Annotated in this window: 23 protein-coding genes; 17 read left to right on the top strand and 6 right to left on the bottom strand. The window is 38.1% G+C overall.

Translation table 11 applies throughout. The annotated features are described in order from the left end of the window. Nucleotides 1-31: 31 nt before the first annotated feature. The 5 genes from pyrE (at nucleotide 32) to ADU73_RS10580 (ending at nucleotide 4,087) form a co-directional block, all read left to right on the top strand. Complete coding sequence (pyrE, locus tag ADU73_RS00200) at nucleotides 32-610, top strand: orotate phosphoribosyltransferase (RefSeq protein ID WP_062913052.1); 579 nt, start codon at nucleotides 32-34, stop codon at nucleotides 608-610. A 165-nt stretch (nucleotides 611-775) separates the two neighbouring features. Next, complete coding sequence (locus ADU73_RS10545) at nucleotides 776-1,360, top strand: nuclear transport factor 2 family protein (RefSeq protein ID WP_181407268.1); 585 nt, start codon at nucleotides 776-778, stop codon at nucleotides 1,358-1,360. A gap of 193 nt (nucleotides 1,361-1,553) precedes the next feature. Continuing rightward, complete coding sequence (locus tag ADU73_RS00190) at nucleotides 1,554-2,867, top strand: MATE family efflux transporter (protein WP_046871492.1); 1,314 nt, start codon at nucleotides 1,554-1,556, stop codon at nucleotides 2,865-2,867. 89 nt (nucleotides 2,868-2,956) lie between these two features. Further along, entirely contained in the window at nucleotides 2,957-3,580 is a 624-nt protein-coding gene (locus ADU73_RS00185; RefSeq protein WP_046871491.1) for a flavin reductase family protein, read from the top strand. Nucleotides 3,581-3,748: 168 nt separating this feature from the next. Next, nucleotides 3,749-4,087, top strand: a complete 339-nt coding sequence (locus ADU73_RS10580) for a hypothetical protein (RefSeq protein WP_046871462.1) — start codon at nucleotides 3,749-3,751, stop codon at nucleotides 4,085-4,087. A gap of 7 nt (nucleotides 4,088-4,094) precedes the next feature. On the opposite strand, the gene ADU73_RS00175 is transcribed toward ADU73_RS10580, so the two are convergent. Beyond that, nucleotides 4,095-4,505: an MDR/zinc-dependent alcohol dehydrogenase-like family protein gene (locus ADU73_RS00175; protein WP_052694503.1), complete on the bottom strand. Its 411-nt coding sequence runs from the start codon at nucleotides 4,503-4,505 to the stop codon at nucleotides 4,095-4,097. 202 nt (nucleotides 4,506-4,707) lie between these two features. On the opposite strand from ADU73_RS00175, the gene ADU73_RS00170 reads away from it, so the two are divergent. The 5 genes from ADU73_RS00170 to ADU73_RS00150 all read left to right on the top strand — a co-directional run bounded on the left by ADU73_RS00170 (nucleotide 4,708) and on the right by ADU73_RS00150 (nucleotide 8,816). Then, on the top strand, nucleotides 4,708-5,592 hold the full coding sequence (locus tag ADU73_RS00170; RefSeq protein ID WP_046871461.1) for an ABC transporter ATP-binding protein: 885 nt from the start codon (nucleotides 4,708-4,710) through the stop codon (nucleotides 5,590-5,592). Beyond that, nucleotides 5,592-6,356 carry an ABC transporter permease gene (locus ADU73_RS00165; protein WP_062913051.1) on the top strand — a complete coding sequence of 255 codons (765 nt, stop codon included), beginning with the start codon at nucleotides 5,592-5,594 and terminating at the stop codon, nucleotides 6,354-6,356. Before ADU73_RS00170 ends, ADU73_RS00165 begins: the two co-directional genes overlap by 1 nt. A gap of 4 nt (nucleotides 6,357-6,360) precedes the next feature. Then, nucleotides 6,361-7,449 carry a sensor histidine kinase gene (locus ADU73_RS00160; protein ID WP_062913050.1) on the top strand — a complete coding sequence of 363 codons (1,089 nt, stop codon included), beginning with the start codon at nucleotides 6,361-6,363 and terminating at the stop codon, nucleotides 7,447-7,449. Nucleotides 7,450-7,455: 6 nt separating this feature from the next. After that, a complete protein-coding gene (locus ADU73_RS00155; protein ID WP_046871458.1) occupies nucleotides 7,456-8,064 on the top strand; it encodes a response regulator transcription factor in 609 nt (202 codons plus the stop codon). A 287-nt stretch (nucleotides 8,065-8,351) separates the two neighbouring features. After that, nucleotides 8,352-8,816, top strand: a complete 465-nt coding sequence (locus tag ADU73_RS00150; protein ID WP_046871457.1) for a GNAT family N-acetyltransferase — start codon at nucleotides 8,352-8,354, stop codon at nucleotides 8,814-8,816. A gap of 50 nt (nucleotides 8,817-8,866) precedes the next feature. Here the strand turns inward: ADU73_RS00150 and ADU73_RS00145 are convergent, their stop codons facing one another. From ADU73_RS00145 to ADU73_RS00135, 3 genes are all read right to left on the bottom strand, one after another. Beyond that, nucleotides 8,867-9,487, bottom strand: a complete 621-nt coding sequence (locus ADU73_RS00145; RefSeq protein WP_046871456.1) for an alpha/beta hydrolase — start codon at nucleotides 9,485-9,487, stop codon at nucleotides 8,867-8,869. A 2-nt stretch (nucleotides 9,488-9,489) separates the two neighbouring features. After that, nucleotides 9,490-10,458, bottom strand: a complete 969-nt coding sequence (locus tag ADU73_RS00140) for a ring-cleaving dioxygenase (RefSeq protein ID WP_062913049.1) — start codon at nucleotides 10,456-10,458, stop codon at nucleotides 9,490-9,492. Between the two features lie 160 nt (nucleotides 10,459-10,618). Continuing rightward, nucleotides 10,619-11,254, bottom strand: coding sequence for an NAD(P)H-binding protein (locus ADU73_RS00135; RefSeq protein WP_046871455.1), 636 nt, complete (start codon nucleotides 11,252-11,254; stop codon nucleotides 10,619-10,621). 168 nt (nucleotides 11,255-11,422) lie between these two features. On the opposite strand from ADU73_RS00135, the gene ADU73_RS00130 reads away from it, so the two are divergent. From ADU73_RS00130 to ADU73_RS00115, 4 genes are all read left to right on the top strand, one after another. Continuing rightward, complete coding sequence (locus ADU73_RS00130; protein WP_062913048.1) at nucleotides 11,423-11,998, top strand: TetR/AcrR family transcriptional regulator; 576 nt, start codon at nucleotides 11,423-11,425, stop codon at nucleotides 11,996-11,998. A gap of 34 nt (nucleotides 11,999-12,032) precedes the next feature. Then, on the top strand, nucleotides 12,033-12,587 hold the full coding sequence (locus tag ADU73_RS00125) for a hypothetical protein (RefSeq protein ID WP_052694501.1): 555 nt from the start codon (nucleotides 12,033-12,035) through the stop codon (nucleotides 12,585-12,587). Between the two features lie 105 nt (nucleotides 12,588-12,692). Further along, nucleotides 12,693-13,445 carry an SDR family oxidoreductase gene (locus tag ADU73_RS00120; RefSeq protein WP_046871454.1) on the top strand — a complete coding sequence of 251 codons (753 nt, stop codon included), beginning with the start codon at nucleotides 12,693-12,695 and terminating at the stop codon, nucleotides 13,443-13,445. Between the two features lie 239 nt (nucleotides 13,446-13,684). Next, nucleotides 13,685-17,929: an MBG domain-containing protein gene (locus ADU73_RS00115; protein WP_062913047.1), complete on the top strand. Its 4,245-nt coding sequence runs from the start codon at nucleotides 13,685-13,687 to the stop codon at nucleotides 17,927-17,929. A 147-nt stretch (nucleotides 17,930-18,076) separates the two neighbouring features. Here the strand turns inward: ADU73_RS00115 and ADU73_RS00110 are convergent, their stop codons facing one another. Beyond that, nucleotides 18,077-18,946, bottom strand: coding sequence for a DegV family protein (locus ADU73_RS00110; protein ID WP_046872518.1), 870 nt, complete (start codon nucleotides 18,944-18,946; stop codon nucleotides 18,077-18,079). 349 nt (nucleotides 18,947-19,295) lie between these two features. On the opposite strand from ADU73_RS00110, the gene ADU73_RS00105 reads away from it, so the two are divergent. Beyond that, nucleotides 19,296-20,525 (top strand): IS110 family RNA-guided transposase, encoded by a 1,230-nt coding sequence (locus ADU73_RS00105; RefSeq protein ID WP_056986621.1) that lies wholly within the window; start codon nucleotides 19,296-19,298, stop codon nucleotides 20,523-20,525. Between the two features lie 184 nt (nucleotides 20,526-20,709). On the opposite strand, the gene ADU73_RS00100 is transcribed toward ADU73_RS00105, so the two are convergent. Beyond that, entirely contained in the window at nucleotides 20,710-21,318 is a 609-nt protein-coding gene (locus ADU73_RS00100; protein WP_046872529.1) for a cadmium resistance transporter, read from the bottom strand. A gap of 308 nt (nucleotides 21,319-21,626) precedes the next feature. Between ADU73_RS00100 and ADU73_RS00095 the strand changes: the two genes are divergently transcribed. Both ADU73_RS00095 and argH read left to right on the top strand, forming a co-directional pair. After that, nucleotides 21,627-22,847, top strand: coding sequence for an argininosuccinate synthase (locus tag ADU73_RS00095; RefSeq protein ID WP_046872528.1), 1,221 nt, complete (start codon nucleotides 21,627-21,629; stop codon nucleotides 22,845-22,847). Between the two features lie 3 nt (nucleotides 22,848-22,850). After that, nucleotides 22,851-24,233 (top strand): argininosuccinate lyase, encoded by a 1,383-nt coding sequence (gene argH, locus ADU73_RS00090; protein WP_062913046.1) that lies wholly within the window; start codon nucleotides 22,851-22,853, stop codon nucleotides 24,231-24,233. Nucleotides 24,234-24,243 lie beyond the last annotated feature (10 nt).

Below are 24,243 nucleotides of genomic sequence, written 5' to 3'. Positions count from 1 at the left end.
TATGACAATCGCACAATAAGTTGCCCAATCTTTGCTTAAAATTAAGGCTGTTTCGTTCAGACCCAATGATCCGTTTACCTGGGCGAGCGGGATGAAAAGTCCCATCTACTGTGATAATCGTTTAACCATTTCGTATCCAGAAGTACGCAAGCTGATTTGTGATGGCTTAGTTCAATTGATTCAAAAGAATTATCCAGATGCCGAAGTGATTGCCGGAACGGCCACCGCTGGGATCCCACATGCCGCATGGGTCGCAGAGAAACTGAATTTACCTCTCATCTATGTACGTTCCAAACCCAAGGATCATGGGCAAGGTAAACAAGTAGAAGGTGTGTTGAAACCAAATCAAAAAGTCGTTGTAATTGATGATTTAATTTCAACGGGGCAAAGTGTTTTGGGGGCCGTTAAGGCTGTGCAAAAAGCGGATGCCGAAGTTGTAGGTGTGGCAGGAATTTTTAGTTATCAACTAGCCAGTGCCACTCAAAATTTTGCTGAAGCAAAAATCAATTTTGAAACGGTCACTAATTATTCCATTTTGATTGAAGAAGCTAAAAAACAGAATTATGTGACAGATGAAGAATTAGTCGTTTTGAAGGCTTGGCGTGGATAATTAAATTAAGTAATTGACAAGAAAAAAAGTTCTCTTCAGAGTGAGACAAATTGAAACTAAATGTTGCATAATTTGCTTTCATTTGAGCTTGACAGCTAATATACTGTAGATGTTTCAAATCAATACCAATTATTTAAATGCGCTAAATTAGGAGGTTTTATAATAATGAACGATTATGCTGAAATTAATCAATTAGTTTCTAGGGAACGCTTGTATCGGCAACGTCATGCGGATGAATTAGCTGATTGTTATTATCCTGATGCTACAGTTGCCACGAGTTGGCAGGCGGGGAGTTTAGACAGCTTTTTACATGGAGAGCCAGCCGAAGTTGATCCCAGATTTACAATTTTTGGCAGTATCAGTTCACCGGTCATTCATCAAAATGGTAAGCGGGCATTTGTAGAACTACCGACTGAAACCCATATGCGAATGATGGTTCACGGTGTTTTGACAGAAATTGAATCGTATCGGCGCCTGATCTACCGGGTCGAGAAACGTGATCAAGATTGGAAAATTGCCAGTATGATTTCTATTAATGAAAGTGATAATTTATATCCGGTCATTCCTGGAACTAGTTTGAAAATTGATCCAAAAGACTTAGAAGGATTACGGCCATCATATCAATTTCTGTCCTACGTTCGAAAAGCAGCTGGTGGTGAAATTAGCTCAGATTTGTTGGGAACAGACCGTCCAAAAGAAGTCGATAAGATTTATGGTGAAGCTCAAAATTGGGTAGATCATAAGGAGTAGCTGAATGAATTTCGGTTTAATCATGATAAAAAATCGTTTCCAAAAATAATGGACAAAGTTATAAATCGGTAGTAGAGTGAACGTAGAAAATTGTGTTAATGAAAAGGGTATCAATAAGCCCCAGACAGAGCAACCGAATTCAGGTTGTTTTTGTCTGGGGTATTTTTTTTGGAAAGAAGCATTAATCATGGATATGGATGAATTATTTGCGCACGCACCGGTTCCCAAAGTGTATATGAAATTGGCTTTACCAGTTGTTTTGGGGATGGTTACGAGTATGGTCTACAATTTGGTGGACACGTTTTTTGTTGCGAAAACAGGTAATGCTAATTTAGTTGCTGGGATTGCCTTAGGAACACCGTTGTTTTCATTTATGTTGGCAATTGGTGATATTTTTGGACTGGGTGGAAGTGCCGTCATTTCTCGTCTATTAGGTAAGAAAAGGCATGATGAAAGTGCGCATCTTAGTAGTTTTTGCTTTTATGTTTCAATTGCGGTTAGTTTAATTTTATCGGTCTTAATGTTAGTGTTTGAACGACCAATTTTAGGAGTGATGGGCGTTACCGCGGCGACGTATCCGTATGCGGCCGATTTTTATTGCATGTTGGCAATTGGCGCTGTCTTTATCATTGTGTCTTTGGTTTCAGGCAATATTATTCGGACGGAAGGATTGGCTACCAAGTCGATGATTGCGACCGTTTCGGGAACCATTCTTACAATTATTTTAGATCCGATTTTTCTTTTTGGATTGCACTGGGGTGCTTTGGGCGTTGGTTTGGCAAATGTGATTGGATACATGTTAAACACTTCTTTGCTAGTTTATTTTATGATTAAGGATTCTCATGTGCTGTCGTTATCTTTTAACAAAATACAAATTTCGAAAGCAGACCGACGCGCGGTTTTGAGCATTGGAATTCCAGCGTCGTTGACAAATTTTATGCAAAGTTTTGGGGTCATGTTGTTAAATAATTATTTGGCACCATATGGGGCAACAGCGATCGCGGCTATGGGAATTGTCTTAAAAATATATATGGTCGTTATGTTGATTATGGTGGGATTTGCCTTTGGTGCTCAACCCCTGATTGGCTATAATTATGGTTCTGGTGATAAACGGCGTTTTAAGGAAATTGTGAGATTTGATTTTTTGGTCGAGGTTGTTTATGCATTAATTTGTGCGGTTATCCTGATGGTTTTTGCTCCCCAATTAATGGCTTTGTTCATGCATAACGCGGCGATTATTTCGATGGGCACAATCATGTTACGGTTATTATTAATCACTGCGCCCTTTATTGGGGCAATTCTCGTATTTACCACGATTTTTCAGTCAGCTGGCAAAGCGTTAGGGGCCTTAATTATGTCAATTTCACGTCAAGGTGTGATTTTTGCGATTGCGATTATTATTTTGTCAGCCATGTTTGGTTTTACAGGGGTGATTATTGCCCAACCCGTTGCAGATATTTTAACTTTCTTAATTGGATTTTGGCTATATAAACAACTATTGGTTTAAGTAGTTGAAAACTCTAAAGTAATAGTAGTTGCTAAGCGAGAACCAAATAGGGTAAAATTACTTACATAAAATAAGGAGTGTGGCCGATGATGATAGCAATCAATAGTCAGGATCTATCCGCTAAAGACGCCTATAAACTGATCAGTGGCACTGTAATTCCGCGGCCGATTGCCTGGATTACCACGTACAATCGGAAAAAAGATGTTGTCAATTTAGCCCCATTTAGTTTCTTTAGTGGGGTGGCCGGTAAGGCGCCGTTAGTGTCGGTCTCAGTTCTTCGTAAAGATAATGGGCAAATGAAAGACACGGCACGCAATTTACTTGATACCAAAGAAGGCGTTGTCCACGTGGTTTCTGAAGGGCTTGTGCATCAAATGAATCAAACGGCCGCTAGTCTGGATGCTGACGAGACTGAACTGGCTAATACCAATCTTGAAATCGTGGCCAGTAAATTTGTGGCGGTTCCTGGATTGCAGGTGGCCAAAGTGCGTTTTGAAGTGCAAGTTTATCAATATGTGCCAATTAAAGATGAACATGGCCAAATTATTACCGATATGTTTATTTTAAAAGTGGTTGAAATGTATTTTGATGAAACGGTTTTAAACCAGGATAATCATTATATTGATGCGAAAGCTTTAAAACCGGTAGCCAGGTTAGCCGGCCCGCAATACGCCAACCTTGGCGAAACTTATCGAATTATGCGGCCAAAATAATTAAAGTGAGCTGATTTAGAAAAGTGCTTTCAAAGTGCACTTTTTATTTTTTTCCGTTTTTTCGCCAATTGGACGAATAATCATTCATAAAGCCATTAAAAACCACTTGTAAACCACAAAGAAGTCCTGTAATATAATTTTTAATTGTAGGATTAGGAGGAGATTAATATGCTGGTTTGGAAGGGTAAAGGACTTTTAGTCATCCTTTCAGGAATTATTGGAGGGATGGCAGCAGGCGCGATTAGTAGCCTAATTGCTAATATTGGGGTCTCGGAGTCGTTAGAATATGCCGTCATGTGGATTGCGTGGGGACTAGCAGCGGCTGGGGTTAATTATTTGTTATGTCGGTGGTTTGTTTCTACGGAGAAAAGAATTTATGTGGATGAACAAACTGGGCAGCGGGTGGAGGTTTCCGATAACTCGTCCTTATTTTTTATCCGGAATCGAATTTGGACATACATATTTGCGATTCTTTTCTGCGGACTGGGATTACTGCAGACTATTTAGGGCTTTTCTAATAATTCAATTTAAACGCCACGACATTGAAATTGCAGGTTAAAAACTCGCTATAATAAAGGGAAACATCTTTAGGAACCGGAAAGATAATGGGTGTAATCTGTGAATTAATTAGTTCACTAGCTGTTCCGCCTGGATTAGCGCCAAAGACCGCCTGACCAATCAACTTTTTGTTTCTTAATGCTTCCACATCTTGGACAATCCCCGTAAAACTATAACCAATCACGGTGGGAAGCTGAACAGGATGAATATTTTGTAAAAATCCTTCTTCTCCTAACCAGTCCCAAGGCAAAATGGGGACGTATTTAGTTTGAATAATTGCTGAAAAGGGCGATACTTTGGGTTCCTCAATTGATCTAATTTTAAGTTCGCAAATTCCGCCAAAGGTTTCCTGGATAATTTGTTTCATCGTCAATGTTCCTCCTTTATTTAATAGGCATAGTGTAACGTGATCTATGCTGAGTAATAAAATCAGAATACTGATAAAATTTTTTTCAGGATTAAAACTGGGTTCCTAATTTTTATGACATTTGTCATATTGAAAAGGTGACAAATGGAACTGGGCCGATGATTTCCTTGTTGATATGATTATATCAAGGAGGTCAGGAGAAATGAAAACACTTATTGAAGCAACTCATTTAAAATTTAATTATGGGCAAAAATCAGTTTTAAAAGATATTAGTTTTAGGGTGAATTCTGGCGAAATCATTGGTTTGATTGGAGAAAATGGTGCCGGAAAAACAACCTTGTTAAATATTTTACTCGGCTTGTATCCAACAACTGGTGACGTTGTTTTGTTTGGAAAGCAACCAGGTAGTAAAGTTGGAAAGGCACACATTGGTTCCATGCTCCAAACGGATATGGTTATTCAGGGTGTCACCGTTTCAGAGTTATTAGCCGAAATAGCTTCCTGCTATGAAACGTCATTTTCACCAGAGCAACTGATTAAAGAATTACATCTAACAACGTTTGCCAAAGAACGATTAACCAATTTATCAGGTGGCCAGTTACGCCAGGTGACGTTTGCAATTGCCTTGATTGGTAATCCTGATCTGTTGTTTTTAGACGAACCCACAGTTGGGATGGATGTGCAAGCACGTCAATCTTTTTGGCATCGAATTCGACTTCTTAAACAGCAAGGAAAAACAATTGTCATTACCAGCCATTATTTAAACGAAATTCAAGAAGTTGCTGATCGGATATTGGTGATGAAAAATGGTCAATTTATTTTTCAGGGTTCTTTTAATGACTTGCAGAACCAACATCAACGCGTAGAAATTGTGTTTCAGACCGAGCGGGCATCAGACGTGTTTAAAGTGTTACCGCATGTGACGGAAATTAATAAAAGTGATGGCAACATTCATATTCGGAGTACTGATGGGGATGCCACGTTATATGCACTAATGAAAAATTTTAAACACCTGCATCAGATAACCGTTACTCGTGAATCTCTAGAAACAATTTTCGTCCAATTAACCAACCAGGAGGTAAAATGATGAAACATTTGATGAGTCAATTAAGTTTTGATGGTAGACGTCTAATTTTACGTAATGCCTCGTTTTTATTTTTTTCACTTTTAATGCCAGCTGGCTTTTATCTTTTATTTACACGAGTCATGATTGTTGGAACCACGGCCGAAATGCAGGTTTTTAACGTGACTTATATGGGTAGTATGATTGTTTATAGTGGCTTGATTAGTGCCGCATTCAGCGTGGCGTCTATTCTAAAAAATGACCGTGACCAAGGATTTGTCAATTTGCTGAATTTAACCCCGCGTGGATTGACGACGTATTACGTTTCTATTGCGTTATGGAGCTTAGTGATGACGACTTTGGCAATTGGTGTCATTGGCGGGCTAGCAATGGGAGTCAATCACGTGTCACTTTCAGGTGGACAATGGCTGGGAGTTCTAGGAGTTTCCCTGTTTGGTCAAATCCCCCTTCTGATCATGGGAGCCATGATGGCATTTATTCAACATACAGAAACGTTAGGGCTGGTTAGCAATCTCGTTACCTTTCCGATGGCCATTGTTAGTGGATTATGGTGGTCAATTTCATTACTGCCAGATTGGTTACAACAAATTGGGAAAGTAATGCCCGCTTATTTCACCAACAGTCTGTTAGAAAAAGTGACCACAGGTGGTGAAATTGAGTTAAATTCGGTGATTGGAATCGTGCTGTGGAGTTTGATTTTATTTGCGACCATGATATTAATTTCAAAACTAACACATAAATGGGGTGTGAAGGTTGGCAGAGCATAGGTGGATGAAAAATTTTAAAAAACGAAAAGCAACTGGATACATATGGCTAGTTTATTTGCCATTTGCAATGTCAGACTATTTTCCAATCAAATCTCAAACAGATTGGTTCTGGGTGGGGATGGGCTTGCTGTTTTTGGTAAGTTATGTTTTGGTGACCGAAGTGCCACGCTGGCATGTCATTACAATGCCATTAGAATTATTGATAACCGGTATTTTTTCAATCTTTGCTTTTAATAATTATTTGATTATTTTTCCCGGTTGGCAAATTGCCTCGCTTTTGGCCCGGCGCCCGAAGAAATATTTCCATTGGTTTCTGGGTGCCTATTATTTATTTATAATTAGTGGCCTTATTCGCTATAATAGCTATTATCCGGGGATCCTCAGTTTTCATAATATGAATGTGGTGGGCCTTTTATTTCCATTGATATCTCCAATTTTTGCATACAGTTTAGCCAGGTCAATGGTTCGCCAAAATCAATTGCACCAAACTAATCGACGCCTACAAACGATTGTTCAACGAGATGAACGCGAACGAATTGCCCGTGATTTACATGACACGCTCGGACAAAGCTTTTCAATGATCACAATTAAAACGGAATTAGCTAAGAAATTGTTACAAAAGGCGCCAGAAAAAGTTGTCCCCGAACTCGATGATATCGAGAAAACAAGTCGCCAGAATCTACAAATGGTGAGGAAAATTGTGAATGATCTTCATCAAAAATCGATTAGTGAAACATTGCTGGAACAGAGTAAAAATCTGGCCGCGGCTGAAGTTCTTCTAACGACTAACAACGAAGAAATGGCTTTGAAATGGCCCACAGTGATTCAAGGACGGTTTACGGCGGCAATGACAGAAGCCCTGACCAATGTGATTCGCCATGCTAAAGCTCAGTCGGTTCAGATAAGCTTTACAAGCGATGCTAGACATTATCAAGTTTTGATTCAAGATGATGGCCGAGGTCATAAGTTCGAACGCAGTGGTTCAAATGGTATTCGGGGGATGCGGGCGCGGATGTTAGAAGGTAACGGAAAATTTGAAATCGTGCGTAATCGCAAAGGAACGTTGGTAACTCTAAGCCTGCCAAAGGAGTAGAAATTAATGATCACAATTTATTTAGCTGAGGATCAAGGAATGCTAAACTCAGCACTTTCACAATTACTGGAACTAGAAGATGATTTGCATGTTGTGGGGACTGCGACCGATGGCAATACTGCTTGGCAAGAAATTAGCCAGTTAGCCCCCGATGTGGCCATTTTGGATATTGAAATGCCTCAGCTAACTGGGTTAGACGTGGCAGATCACATTCACACTGCTCAGCTCGCAACCAAGGTCGTGATTTTAACCACATTTGCGCAGAAGGCTTATTTTGAACGGGCGGTTCAAGCGCAGGTGGCTGGATATTTATTAAAAGATAGTCCTAGTAATGATTTGGTTGCAGCTATTCGCCAGGTAATGACTGGTAAAACAACGTATGCACCAGAATTAGTGGTCAACATGTTATCGGCCGATAGTAATCCGCTCACTAAGCGAGAGTTAGCGGTGTTAACGGCAGCGGATGAAGGAAAGCCCACAAAAGAAATTGCGACAAGCTTGTTTCTGTCTGATGGTACAGTGCGCAATTATTTATCGTCTATTTTTAGTAAATTAGGTGTCCATAATCGCATTGAGGCCGTTCAAATCGCAAAGAAAAATAAATGGTTAAAGTAAAAATATAAAAGTTTTGAAGTTGATTATTAATTTAGTTAAATAATAAGAAACCAAATTTTGAAGGATTTTCTTATTGTTATGTTCTAATTGAAGTTGTTTTTAAGTACCGAGTCAAGTTAGCGGATGATAAAGACCTATTCTGGCATGGGAGTGTTTTTAATCTGTAATTAAATGAATGCGCTAATAAAAGTATTTTTTTTAAAACCAGAAGTGAATCAGAAAGTATGAATTAATCAATAGTTTTCGGAAATCTGAAGCTAAAAAACAGTTACATAAGAGACCGGAGATTGATAAAAGTAAATGATATTGTTAGTTTCTATACTATTTCTGCTAGTTATACTCCAGTTTTAAAAAATTGGCGAAAGAAACATCTTTCATTGAATACTGGCAGAACCAGTACCACTTATTTAAATTTTGATATTTCCTTCTTTGCGGTGAATAGTAAATATCAGGACTCAGGTATGGGGCGATTGACAATGAAACATTTATTATTAAATACGTATAGTCGATTAATGCCAGTTGTCGGTGTTTCCTTAGTGACGTTAGACGCACTAAAAACTGCAGTAGACTTTTACACGCGACTTGGTTTTATCGAATATTCTCAAGAGCCTATGAGAAAATCGATTACACCCTTGGCTATTTTTACTTCTGACATAGGTAACATACTTGATTTGAAGAAAAATAATCATGATAAGGAAATAGATATGTTAGAAGGCTCTTTAAAGAATTTTGTGTCATTCAAAAAAGAGTAAAATAAAAGCTCAGCAAACCTAATTTTAAACTAGGTTTACTGAGCTTTTATTTAGCTTATGTGGGCAGTTACCCAAGCTTTAGCACTAACTAATTCAGGTTCATTAATATTATGCGACTGTTCGTGTTCAAAAATTGAAACGTCTGCATGAGTACCAGTGAGAGACTGCATCAATTCGTCAAAGTTGGTTTTAGAAACAATTGGATCCTGCTCGCCATGAGATCCCCATATACTAATCTTGGATAAATCAGGTAAGTCAACAGTGGGTGTGAGCAACATAGGATGAAACAAAACGGCTTTTTTGAAACGGGGCCGTTTTGTTAGCCACGCATAAGCAGCGACATTGGCACCGTTTGAGTAACCAACTACAATCATCTTTTCTTGATCGAGATGATATTGCTCAGTATAGGTGTCAATGGTTTCTAGCAGCCAATCTGTTTCAGAATTCAAACTGTTTAAATCAAAGCTACCATCTGCCGTGTGGTTAAAATACCGCGTTTGACCATTTTCAATTAAACGTCCTCGAATCCCTAATTGCGGGCTAGTAGGCAAAAGGTAACTGGCAATTTTTGATAAGTCTTGCTCATCGCCACCTGTACCGTGAAGCATTAAAATTGGTGCGGTGTCAGATTGACCGGGTTTGAAGAAAATATGGGTCTGTTCGTCAGCCATAGCTAATCCTCCGTTTTTTGTTCTGTGTTAAAGCCAGCCAGATGAGCCTCAATATCTTCACGCTGATCTTCCAAGAAAGGTGGTAACTCCAAGTGAACACCAGCTTCTTCATATGTTTCATCGAGTAAGAAACCAGGTCCATCTGTAGCAGTTTCGAAGAGAACGCCACGACCAGGACGGAAGTACTCAGATTTGAAGTAGAAACGATCTACCAAACCAGATTGTGCAAGCCGGGCCTCTTGAATTCGTTTGATCCACCAATTCAAGCTTTCGGCATCTTCCGTCCGAAAAGCAATATGATGAACCGTGCCAAAACCTTGGAATTGATCGGGAAGCACAACACTCGTTTCTGTAACAATTTGAGCGCCGTGACCACCATCATGTAATTCATAAAGCGTTTTGCCGTCTTCTGTTGCAAGTTTTGTGAAGCCCATAACTTCTGTCAAAACTTGGTTTAACTGCTCAGGATAATTAACAGTGACGAAGGAAGGGCCAAGACCACTGATTGCATATTCGGCTGGCACAGGGCTGTGGCGATAGGGGTCTCCAGCAGGAACGCCATGATTGATTTCGTCAGAAACTAGTTGATATTGTTGATCATCAAAATCATAGAAATAAAGATATTTGGACCCAAATCGGGTTTTAATTTCATTATGGCGAACATTGAATTCGTTAAAACGAGCTTGCCACCAATCCAGGGCCTTATCATTAGGAACGCGGAAACCAATGCGGGTAATTCCGTTTTTTCCTTGTTTTCCTTTAGGAATTCCTGGAAAATCGAAGAAAGTTAAATCAGTCCCAGCTTTACCCATATCATCAGTGAAGTAGAGGTGGTAGGTACGAACGTCGTCTTGATTAACAGTTTTTTTAATTAAATGTAAGCCCAAAATTTCTGTCATGAATTTAAAAATCTTTGGCGAGCTAGAAGTAATAGCGGTAATGTGATGAAGCCCAATTAAATTTGTGTTCATAGTGATTGCCTCCTTGGCTAATGATTTTCTATTTGTTGACCACAGTATACTCGCTTACAAAAAGTAAGTAAACTGTTTTTTACTTTTTATAATTTTTTTACAATAAAAAACACGCTCAAAATCGCATCAGACGATTTAGCGTGTCTTAATTTTTGAAAAGCTAATCATCAACTACAGTGAATTGTTGATGAACATGTTTAGGGGCTTTTAACTCATCAAGCAAGGCAGCAGCAAAATTCCCAAATGAAACTTGAGATTTACCACTTTTATCGGTCATGATTTTGTTAGTACCTAATCGGAACTTTGTCTTGTCACCAGCGACAAAGTCATTTTGAGGGGTCATAACTGTCCATTTTACATTATCAATCCATTGCAAAAACTGGAGTTCATGAACTTGTTGTAGGGGAGTCTCAATCCAAGGCTGTCCAGCAAAGGTTTTTAGGATATTATCAATTTGAAAAGAACCATCGTCTCCTACTAAAGAACTTGCCCCGGAGATAAATACTAATTGGGTGTGATCATTATCACGAAAAAGACTAACTAATTTTGTTGCAAGATCTAAGTTTAAATAGGCCGGCTGAAGAGCAGAGGCGTTGACGATGGCGTCAAAATCGCTTAAGTCAGTTTTGGTAAGTGCAAGGGCATCTTTTTCAAGAACGTCTATATCGTTCCCAAGCATTTGTTTTGCTTTGGCGGCATTACGAACAATGGCTGTGGCTTCATGACCACGAGTTCGAGCTTCTTTAAAAATAACACGACCGACATTTCCTGTAGCACCAATAATTCCAATTTTCATAAATATTCTCCTTATATTTGCCAAGGTCAATCAAAGTTTTAAGCTTGCTATAAGTTATATTGATTGATGGACGTTGAAGTTTTATAGTAAACTTAGTTATTAAGTTTACAGCAGATTATAAACTTAGCCATTAAGTTTATCAAGAAAAAATCCCAAGTGGAGGAAATAATGAAAAAAAGAATTTTAAATGAGGAACGTGTCTTGACCGCTGCTACTGAGCTTGCGGCTGAAAGTGGTTTTGAAGCGATTACGTTAAGTCGAGTTGCCAAACGGTTAGATATCCAGCCCCAATCGATGTATCGGTATACAAAAAATACAGAAGATTTGCGAGCTAAGGTTTTCGCTAAAAGTATGCAAGAATTGGTGGATTACCTTTATCAGTCTTTAATTGGATTAAGCGGAACCACAGCGCTTGAACAATTAACCTACACCGTGGCATTTGATGAATATAGTGAAGTTATTCCACACGACTTTGCCGCGGTTTCCAAATATTTAAAATATCCCGATGTTGCGACCCAGTATAATCGTTTGTATGCTATGTTGCCTTTATATTTAGCTCAAATTGCTCATGACCCAGAGATAATTCGACGCGGGACTTCGCTACTCTCTGATTTCATGCTCGGAGAATCAGTCAATGCGCATAATAATGGTGCTGATAACATTGAAGTTAGACAGGCCGATTTTAGAAAGAATGTCACGCAAATCTTGGGAATGTTAGCGAAATCGTCAAGGAAGAAGGCTTAGGAGTATTCCACGTTAGGATTACTCATTAATTAAAATGGCAAAAATATTTTTGGATGCACAATTTAAAATTGATAAACGCAAACAACAAACAGAGGCCAAACTAATTCAGGCTCTTAAGCAAAAATGGCAGGATGGGACTCAATTTAATCAAATTGATATTAAGGATTTATGCGAAAGTGCGAATGTTTCACGGGCAACCTTTTATCGACATCACGAAGGAATTGAGGATGTGGTGTTTGTCCAATTTTTAATTGCCATTTCTGAGTTTGAACAAAAAATTGATGTGTTAAATCGCGTGAATTTTGAGAATGGAAGTATCACAATTGTGGATATGATTTATGCTAATCTTGACCTATTTAAAATGGTGAAATGGAGTCATATGCAGATTAAAGTTCAAGCGTTATTTAGCGGAACGGCTTTGAAAATCTTAATCTCAAGGGATTACTCAAAGGAAGCTAAACATTTTATTAGTGATTACCTAGGAACGGCCATTTTGAATTTTGCCCAGCGAGTTGCTGATGCTAAGGAACCAATAACAAAGGCAGAAGCATTGAGATTATATAGATTATTATTACCAAGTCGTTTATGAGACAAAAGGTGCTTATTTGTTTTACTACGAGGCTTATTAAATTTAAAAATTGTGGTAGGATAGTTGCAATATGAATTATTATTTTGTAATTGGAGGAATTTAAACATGAATGATAAAGAAGTATTAACACTAATTACCGGTGCTGATAAGGGAGTTGGCTTTGAAACGGCCAAAGAACTTGGTCAAAAGGGCCAACATATTTTGTTAGGATCGCGTAATGTATCACGTGGAGAAAAAGCGGTCAGCAAATTAGCTGATTTAGGAGTCAATGCAGACCTTGTTCAACTAGATGTGACTGATCAAGAAAGTATCAAAAAGGCTGCTGATAAAATCAAGGCTGATTACGGTCATCTTGATATTTTGATTAATAATGCGGGAATGACAAATGATGCTCATCAAAAACCTTCGGAAATGCCTACAGCGACAATTCGAGAAGAATATGATGTGAATTTCTTTGGTTTGCTCGATACAACCCAAGCGATGGTGCCGTTATTGAAAAAAGCAACTTCAGGAAAAATCATTAATGTATCTAGTAATATGGGATCTTTGACATTAGCTAGTGATCCTAAGTCGCGTTTTTACCAAGTTAGCTCAGTAGGTTACCAATCTTCAAAGGCAGCAGTTAACTTTGTAACGATTGATTTGAGTAAAGAATTAAAAGAATTTGGCATCACAGTTAATTCCGTTAATCCTGGTTGGACGGCGACTGGTTTTGGTGGTCGTTCGCTTGATAGCCCTAAGATCCCTGGGATGCAAGATGTTGAAGAAGGCGCCGCCCGGATCGTTGAATTGGCATCTGATCCAGATAATAAGACGACCGGAACCTTTAGTGAAAATGGTGGCACATTGCCTTGGTAATGACTATATCTGAATTGATTTGTCTGAGAAATAGTTAAAGCATCTAAAAATTACGTTAATCTAACTCTGAGTGAAGGCCAGCAGCGAACTGCTGACCTTTTTTTATGAAAACACATTTAGAAATAGGTGCTGATGCTATAAGGAATTATTTTTGAACAACGTTTCTATATGACTTTTAGTGCTACAATGTAAGCGGATTATGATGATGTAATTGATTTTTAACTAGTGGAGGCATAAAAATGTGTATGAAAAATGAAAAAGTTCACTATAAAATGTATAAGGCAGGTCGTCGCTGGTTAGTTGCCGGATTGACGACGATGGTTATTTTTGTTGGCGGTGGAACTGTTATGGCAGACACAGTGTCATCTGTAAATCAAGATTCAAATACATCTAAAACAGAGAGTAGCGTTACTAAAGGCTCCTCAGAGAGTGTGGCTGACAGTCGCACCTCTTCGGTACACACGCAAAAGGGTTCAACAGAGGCTGATTCAACAAATGAGTCTACTATTAAAACATCTAATAAAACATTTAAAAATGAAGATGAAAAGTCTCAAAAAATTATAAATCAGAAAAGTACGACGAAATCTACAAAAAATGTGGATTCTTCTGATTTGGCATCAAACAAAAAATTAACTAGTCAGAATGCAGGATCTACGTCTACTGTAAAAGCTACAGGGCAGAATTCATCTGTAAACCAGGAGTCTAGCAATTCTGTAGTTGCAAAAGTTAATTCTGTGCAGTCTGTTGCTAATACGGTTAAAAAAGATCCTTCAAATTCAACAGAAAATGGGAATGCTCAAGGTACAGGTACTAATAAATCACTGAATAGTGCGGTGCAACAAAACCAAAAATTTGATGCAGCCACTGTAAAATCTGTTTCGAATGTCAAAACAGATGACACAACTGGGGTCACAGATCCTCAAATTACTGTTGACAATGATGAATTATGGTCAGGATTAAGTTCTATGCACGTTGATTTAGCATTGAATTATACAGATACTACTAACGTTCCTAAGGGGACAATTATTATACTGCATTTTACTAATCCTAATGTGATTGATTGGGAAAATTTGAAAACAATTTCTCTACCAAAATATTTAACGCAAACAGTTAATGCAACTACTGGAAGTATATCATTAGTTTATAATAACGATATCTTGGATCAAAGTGGTAAGTTGGGGATTAGCTATACCGTCCCAGTTATTAATACTGGGGAAACTTATGTAGATGCTAGTTTGATTACCCCTGACAAGCAGGTGATTGATTTTAATGTTCCGCAAACTGCAATTTCAGTTAACAAGATGGCCTCAGAAACTAGTTCCATTACCACATATTGGCCAGGTGGTGCAAACTACGGTGTTACAGGTGCCGCAACCTTGCTGAATAATACAAATACACCTCAGCCGGAAAATGATCCAACCGTCGATTCTTATGGTAATAAAAATAATATTGTATCAGTCGGCTCGTTCACTGAAGACGGAACTACTTTACCAGCTATGATTGATTTGAACTTTAATTGGACTGGCGATATTTATTCGCAATTAAAGCAAATTAGTTCTGCAGATACAATGAGTCAGTATATTAATGCTGACGGTTCAATCAATTATAGTAGTACTGATCCAGATGATTTGGGGCTATTCGCAATTGTGCTAAAAGTTAGTGGTAATTTAGATTTAACCACAGATGATATTCAACTTTATATGCCAGAAACAAATAAAAATGTCACAGATGATTATTATGTTGAGTCATTAGGATCTGGGATATTCGGGATTATGCTTAAAGCAAATAGCGAAATTTCATCCGTTGCAGCAAATTATCCCCATACTGTCGTTTATTTAACACCAAAAGTAACAGGGCCTTTAGCTGAAGCAACTGTTCCTAGCAGTACAAGTTCAATTTTTACGAATGTTATTTGGTATCCTTCAGATGCACCAACAAAATATGTTCAGGATCAAACTTTATTAGAACCAGTTTGGTCGCCTGATGCGTATTCTACTAGTTTTGTTCCAAGAATTTCAGGATTTTCGGATCAAACAATTACCGCAGGTCAGCCGATTACGCAAGCTACCATACTACGAGGAGTAACTGCTAATGATGTTGAAGACGGTGATTTAACAAGTAAATTGAAAGTTATTGACTTTGGTGGATTAGATCTGAATAATCCTGTTGCAGGTGAATATACAGTAGAAATTAGCGTTGAGGATTCTGATGGTAATATTGTTCAGGCATCTGCAAAAATTACAGTTCCATCTTTAAAAACATTTGTCATTACAGAAAAGTTTCAGGATACCAATGGCTCTACAATTTCGCCTGATGTAGTGGTTGACATGCAGGAAGGAGCTTATCAACAATTTTCAGCGCCTATTATTAACGGATATAGTTTTGTTTCCGTAGATAACAATCCTGATATTGTGGCGGTTGCAAATGAAACATTGATTTTTACTTATAAGAAAATTTCAGAAAATGGTACGGCAACTTTATCCGGAGAAGATAGTAAGATTTATGATGGTAAAGTTGGCCAGATTAATCCTAACAAATATGTAATTACCTTGAGTAATGGTGAACGCTATCAGTTAACAGCCAATGATCTCCAGTTTGTTGAGGCTAATCCCACGGCAGTGGGCAGTTATCATGTTGCGTTAAGTCAACAAGGATTAACCGATTTGAATAACGTTGATCAGAATTATATTTATTCAACTGATTCCGTAACTGGTCAAGGGCAATATCAAATAATACCAGCTGCTGTTCAGGCAACATTATCTGGAAAAGATAGTAAGATTTATGATGGCAAAGTTGGCCAGATTAATCCGAATAAATATGAAATTACCTTGAGTAACGGTGAAAGCTATCAGTTGACGGCTTCCGATTTGCGATTTGTTGAAGCTAATCCCACGGCAGTGGGCAGTTATCATGTTGTGTTAAGTCAACAAGGATTAACCGATTTGAATAACGTTGATCAGAATTATATTTATTCAACTGATTCCGTAACTGGCCAAGGACAATATCAAATAACACCAGCAGCTGTACAGGCAACATTATCTGGAAAAGATAGTAAGATTTATGATGGCAAAATTGGTCAAATCAATCCGAATAAATATGAAATTACCTTGAGTAACGGTGAAAGCTATCAGTTGACGGCTTCCGATTTGCGATTTGTTGAAGCTAATCCCACGGCAGTGGGCAGTTATCATGTTGTGTTAAGTCAACAAGGATTAACCGATTTGAATAACGTTGATCAGAATTATATTTATTCAACTGATTCCGTAACTGGCCAAGGACAATATCAAATAACACCAGCAGCTGTACAGGCAACATTATCTGGAAAAGATAGTAAGATTTATGATGGCAAAATTGGTCAAATCAATCCGAATAAATATGTGATTACCTTGAGTAACGGTGAAAGCTATCAGTTAACGGCTGCCGATTTGCGATTTGTTGAAGCTAATCCCACGGCAGTGGGCAGTTATCATGTTGTGTTAAGTCAACAAGGATTAACCGATTTGAATAACGTTGATCAGAATTATATTTATTCAACTGATTCCGTAACTGGCCAAGGACAATATCAAATAACACCAGCAGCTGTACAGGCAACATTATCTGGAAAAGATAGTAAGATTTATGATGGCAAAATTGGTCAAATCAATCCGAATAAATATGTAATTACCTTGAGTAATGGTGAAAGCTATCAGTTAACGGCTGCCGATCTGCGATTTGTTGAAGCTAATCCCACGGCAGTGGGCAGTTATCATGTTGCGTTAAGTCAACAAGGATTAACCGATTTGAATAACGTTGATCAGAATTATGTTTATAAAGCTGATTCCGTAACCGGGCAAGGACAATATCAAATAACACCAGTTGTTGTTCAGGCGACTTTATCTGGAAAAGATAGTAAAATTTATGATGGCAAAGTTGGTCAGATTAATCCTAACAAATATGTAATTACCTTGAGTAACGGTGAAAGCTATCAGTTAACAGCCAATGATCTCCAGTTTGTTGAGGTTAATCCCACAGCAGTGGGCAATTATCATGTTATGTTAAGCCAACAAGGATTAATAGACTTGAATAACGTTGATCATAACTATGTATATACACGAAATTCTGTTATAGGGCAGGGTAGTTATGAAATTATTTCGAATCATTCGGGGAATAATGGTAAGCCAGCTATAAAACCTGGAAAAATTAATGATAATAAAAAGGTAAATACCGCAGTTTCAAATTTTTCCAATATACATCAAAATATTTATAACAAAATGTTACCTAATGGAATGGTTAAACAGGGAGAATCGGTATCTATTGGAATTAAAAAAACTAGCAAGCAATTAACTGGAAAAGCAAAACATTTGTCAGTTAAGACGCTTTCTAAGCGGAATGTTAAATTGCCACAAACAGATGAAGCAAATGACAGCATATTAGCAGTTATTGGGTTAGCTATTTTAACGTCTTTGTTTCAATTGATTGGAATTCGCAAAAAAAACAGATTTTAAGGAATCGTTTTATAGCCGAATTTATAAATTCAAATCCATGAATTAATTTACAAAAATATAAAAATACAGCAACTTAAAAAATTTCTTTTTAAGTTGCTGTATTTTTATACTTAATTAACGATTATTAAAAATGTTGAATTTTTGTAGTTATTGGCGATCTGTTTTACCCAAAGAGAAGACAGCAACACAGCCTAAACCAGTGTGACTGCCAATGGTTGGTCCAATGTGTTCAATCAATATTTGGGCTTTGGGAATGTTTTCGTGGATGTGATCAGAAACTAATTTAGCAGCGTCATCAGCTTGACTCGTAGCAATCACGATTCTGGGATTATCCCGATTTTCTAATGTCTCAAGCGTATTGTCTGCTAGTTCTTTCAATGATCTTCGGCGGGATCTAACTTTACTGACTACGCGTAAGTAACCCATTGTATCAACATCCATCACTGGTTTAATTTGAAGAATAGACCCAACTGCCGCTGATGCACGAGATACGCGGCCACCGTGATATAGGTAATTAAGATCATTAACCGTGAACCACTGGCGATAACGTAACCGGTTAGTTGTAAGCCAGTTAGTCAGTTCGGTGATTCCCATACCTGCTTTTTTCTTATCAATGGCATCCAGCAACATTAACCCTTCACCACAACTTGCAGCAAGGGAATCCACCAAGAAAATTTGTGCATCCGGATACTCCTGCAAAAGCATGTTTTTAGCATTTTTTGCATTATTAAACGTGCCACTTAAACCTGATGAAAAGCCTAGATATAAAATTGGAATTTGTTTTTTTACGTAAGGTGTAAAAAATTCGACAAATTGACCAATGTTGATTTGGGCAGTTGATGGCATTACGCCTTTAGCAATTTGTTGATAAAAATGATTGAGATCAAATTTATGTTCTAAATCGTCTGTATATTCCTGACCATCAATATCGACATGCATTGACACAAAATCAACGTGATTATCAGCAAGCAATTGGTAAGGTAGATCAATACCTGAATCAGTTAATAATTGATACATAATATACTCCCTCGTATTATATATTTTGAAACTTTGTTTCTTACTATTCACTACTTAGATGCTGCGTGATATTCTCTAATTGTTCATTGGATTTAGGTCCAACTGGTATAGGCTTTCTCCCCTTGTAGTTTATCTACGTTTTAAGCGTGCCGCCCAGACAATTCGAAACACCGCAAACCACAAGCTGTAGCGATTAGAGTGATTCGTGTTCACTCGCGTGACACGCAGCTGAATCACTTAATCTAGTCTACTTATATTGCGAGGATGCCCGTTAGAATTGGAATTAGGGAACATCACGCAGCACCTAAGCTTATCCAATTAATTCACAATGAAAGGAGGTCCTTATCCTATGAATTTATATTTAGGTATTGATGTTGGTAAAAATAAATTAGACTTTTGTGCTTTAGATTCGGATCAACGTTGTTGTTTTCAAGGTGAAACTACTAATGATCTCAATGGCGCCATTAAGATCAAACAGACGGTCCTAACCGAAACTCAAACGCATCATTATGAAAAAATCACAGCTGGTATGGAAGCTACTTCTGTTTATAACTTTCATCCAATGACTTTTTTGGCCGAAGATAGCGAGTTACAAGCCTTAGGCTTATCGGTAATTACCATTAATCCCTACACATCACATCACTTTAGTCAGCTCTTTAATGACGGTAAAACTGATGCAATTGATGCCAAGCAATTAGCCGATTTATTGCGTGTAGAACCACTTGGAACCCCTGTTGCTCGCCAAGAAAATTATGTTGCGCTGCAACGTTTAACCCGTGAACGCTATCACTTGGTTAAACAAATGACCGATTCAAAAAATCATTTTTTGAACAACCTCTATTATCGTTGTAATACTTTAGAACGAGAGTTACCCACCTCAGTTTTTGGCTCAGCTATGATGACCCTAATTACTGATGAAGAGTTAACCTTGGACGAGGCAGCGGCGCTACCTCTTGATGAATTAGTGACACATCTTCAACAGTTAGCCCACGGTAAATTTGGTGATGCCGAAGCCGTTGCTAAAGCCATTAAGAAAGCAACTCGTTCTTCTTATCGTCTATCAAAAGTCGTAACAGATTCTGTTGATGAAATCTTAGCGGTCTATGCTAATGAAATTCGGATGTTAAAAAAACAAATCCAAGTTTTGGATAAAACAATTACACAGATATCTACTCAAAACACAGATATCAATTGTTTAACTAGTGTTCCCGGTATTGGTCCAGTTTATGCGGCCGGTATTGTGGCAGAAATTGGTCAAATTGAACGTTTTCCGGATGAAAGCCATATTGCCAAGTATGCAGGTCTGGCTTGGTTACCACATGAATCAGGTACGAGTGTTCGTCAAGCTACGCCACGAACTCGTAAGGGTAATCAATATCTTCGTTATTATCTAGTTGAAGCTGCCAATTCGATAAGACGTTATGATATTACTTACCAACGCTATTACCACAAAAAATATGAAGAGGTACCCAAGTATCGTCATCGTCGAGCTATTGTCTTGACGGCACGAAAGCTTGTGAGATTGGTGGAAGTCTTGCTTAGAAACCATCAATTTTATATACCACCCAAAGTGGTATAGCCTTCGAGTTTACGATACTGAGTCCCTTCTTAACCCGCTAAATTAACTGTTTTAGTGGGCTGGGGAAGGTATACTCTCAAGAACTAATTAATAATAAAAACAAAGTTTTTTACATACTTGACTTATCACCACAAGGCTTATTTATGTTTATATTTCTATTTTACGCTAGTCTTTACGATTTGCATTAGAATATTGCTACAAATTTGGCTAGAGTGCCACTTTCTACCATAATGGATAGTCCGATTAAAATGTAAATGGCAGCCGTAATCCAACGACTATATTTTTCTAAGATCGCGGCGATGATTGGGACTTTAACCAAGCTATAGCCAGCAATAAAGAAGAGGGTCAGCATAACTAAAAAGGTAAACAAAACGATAATTAATGCAGATGGTGAAAGGGTCACAAAAAATGGGACATAGATACCAATATTGTCTGCCCCACAGGTTGCAATTGTGATTGTGGCCACGTTGATCATCAAGCTGCGTTGACTTGAAAGAGTTTTGTGGACGACCTTGTCGGTATCTTCTTCACCTTTGATTAAAAGCTTAAGGCCCATGAAAACAGGAATGATCCCAAGCAATCCTAAAATCCAGGTTTCCGGAACCAGATGTAAAATGAACGCCAAAATTATTGCCGATAATACTAAAATTCCTGTGCCTAATAAATCACCAAAATAAACTGCCAGGCGTTGCTTCCGAGATCTTGTCTGGCTGAAGATTAACATTAAAATGATTAAATAATCAATACTTGTCGAAACGTAGGCTGTCACACCTGATAAAATAATTCTTCCCATTGTGGAATTCCTTTCATGTGATGTAGAAGTCTGGTTTGCTATGATTCTTGCCAATCATTTATAAAAAGCCCAACAAATTACTATAAAGCAAGTAGGTTTGGATAACAAGGTGCCAAATAGATAAGTGACATAACTGAATAGTTTGAGGTGACTTTTGCTTTAATACGAATGTTTAATTTTATATACATTAAATAATGAATTAATTGATAATTAATGAATAAATATTTAAAAACATTGCATTATATAGCGTGCTAGTGTAATATAAATTCATTAAAAAGATTTAAAAAAATTAATTAGGAGTGATTTATATGGCAAACAAAAAAATAGTTTTAGCGTATTCAGGTGGGTTAGATACTTCGGTTGCGATTTCTTGGTTAAAGGATAAGGGCTACGATGTTGTGGCAACTTGTATCGATGTTGGCGAAGTTGGCAAAGATATGAACTTTATTAAAGAAAAGGCATTGAAACTCGGAGCTGTAGCATCTTACCAATTAGATTGTCGTGATGAGTTTGCCAAGGATTATGTGACAATCGCTTTGCAAGGACATACCTTATATGAAGGTGAATATCCTTTGGTCTCTGCGTTATCTCGTCCCTTAATTGCCAAAAAATTGGTTGAAGTTGCAAAAAAAGAGGGTGCCACCGCGATTGCACATGGGTGTACAGGAAAAGGTAACGATCAAGTTCGTTTCGAGGTTGCTATTCGTGCCTTAGCACCAGAAATTAAAATTGAAGCACCTGTTCGAGACTGGAAATGGTCACGAGAAGAAGAAATCAACTATGCTAAGAAAAATAATATTCCGGTTCCAATTGGTTTGGACAGTCCTTATTCGATTGATCAAAATCTGTGGGGTCGCGCGAATGAAGCCGGTGTTTTAGAGGATCCTTGGGTAACGCCACCAGCAGACGCCTATGACTTAACGAATGCGATTGAGGATACACCTAATGAGGCAAGCACCGTAAAAATTGAGTTTAAACACGGGGTGCCAGTTGCACTGAATAATCAAAAACTCAGTTTGGTAGATTTAATTGCCAAGTTGGATAAAATTGCTGGAAAACATGGCATTGGGCGTATTGATCATATTGAAAATCGGTTAGTTGGGATCAAATCTCGTGAAGTTTACGAAGCTCCTGCTGCTGAAGTGTTAATGAAGGCTCACAAAGCTCTAGAAGATTTAACTTTTGAACGTGACTTAGCGCATTTTAAGCCGATTATTGAACATGAATTAACGAACACTATTTATAATGGTTTGTGGTTCTCACCGCTGTTTAGTGCGCTAAAAGCATTCTTGAAAGCTACCCAACAAGTTGTGAATGGCACGATTCGGGTAAAACTGTTCAAAGGTAATGCAATTGTTGAAGGGCGGAAATCATCCAATTCTCTTTACGATAAAAATTTAGCGACTTACACATCTTCTGATACTTTTGATCAGGATGCAGCCGTGGGATTCATTAAGATTTGGGGATTACCAACGCAGGTTTATACACAAGTGCAGGAGAAAGCCAAGACAGATCAAGCAAAGGAGTAGCATATGGCAGAAAATCATCAATTATGGGGTGGCCGATTTACAGATGAACCTAGTGAGTATGTCCAAAGCTTCGGGGCGTCAATTAACTTTGATCAAAAAATGGCCGCCGAAGATTTGGAAGGTTCTTTAGCACACGTAGCCATGTTGAAACATACTGGAATTCTGAAGGACGATGAAGCCGATCAAATTACGGTAGGTTTACAGCAATTACAGAAAAAACTAGCTGCTGGTAAATTAAAATTTACGATTGAAAATGAAGATATTCATTTGAATTTGGAAAGTTTGCTTACCGAGGAGATTGGGCCAGTTGCTGGAAAGTTGCATACTGCGCGGAGCCGAAATGATCAAGTAGCGACGGACATGCACTTGTATTTGAAGAAACATTTACAAACTATTATGGATTTAATTGTTAAATTGCAAAAAGTAGTTGTGGCGAAGGCTGACGATAATGTTGAAACCTTGATGCCAGGCTATACTCATATGCAACATGCTCAGCCAATTTCGTATGGGCATTATTTAATGGCATATTACGAAATGTTCAAGCGGGATTATGATCGATTTGAGTTCAACCTTAAGCACACCGATATTTCGCCATTGGGAGCTGCAGCATTGGCAGGAACCACGTTTCCAATTGATCGAGAATATACTGCGACTCAGTTAGGGTTTACGGATGTTTATAAAAATAGCCTTGATGCAGTGAGTGATCGTGATTTTATTGTGGAGTTTCTTAGCAACTGTTCTCAACTGATGATGCATCTATCTCGTTTTTGCGAGGAAATTGTAATGTGGGATAGTCAAGAGTTCCACTATTTGGAATTATCTGATACTTACTCAACTGGTAGTTCGATCATGCCGCAAAAAAAGAATCCTGATATGGCTGAGTTGATTCGGGGGAAAACAGGACGTGTTTATGGTGATTTGATGGGATTGCTGACTGTGATGAAAGGTTTGCCATTAGCGTACAATAAGGATTTCCAAGAAGATAAAGAGGAAATGTTTGATGCGGTTGATACCGTTGAACAATCTTTAACCGTCTTTCGGGGAATGTTAGCCACGTTAACAGTCAAAACTGAAAATATGGCTTATGCAACCACACATGATTTTTCAAATGCAACTGAATTGGCGGACTATTTAGCCAGCAAAGTCTTACCATTCCGTCAAGCTCATGAATTGGTTGGTGAATTAGTACTTAAATGTATTAAGGAGCACAAATTTTTAAAAGATGTTTCTTTAGCCGACTATCAGAAACTTTCACCATTAATTGCGACTGATGTCTACCAAGCTTTGGATCCAAAAACGGCGGTTGAACGACGAACTTCATTGGGTGGAACTGGTTTTAGCCAAATTAAGAAACAAATTGCTGAGGCAAAATTAGCATTGAAATAAAATAGATATA

The sequence above is a fragment of the Pediococcus damnosus genome, assembly GCF_001611155.1.
Taxonomy (GTDB): domain Bacteria; phylum Bacillota; class Bacilli; order Lactobacillales; family Lactobacillaceae; genus Pediococcus; species Pediococcus damnosus.
The sequence above is the reverse complement of the archived record's forward strand: the minus strand, read 5'-3'. Positions and strand labels throughout refer to the sequence as shown.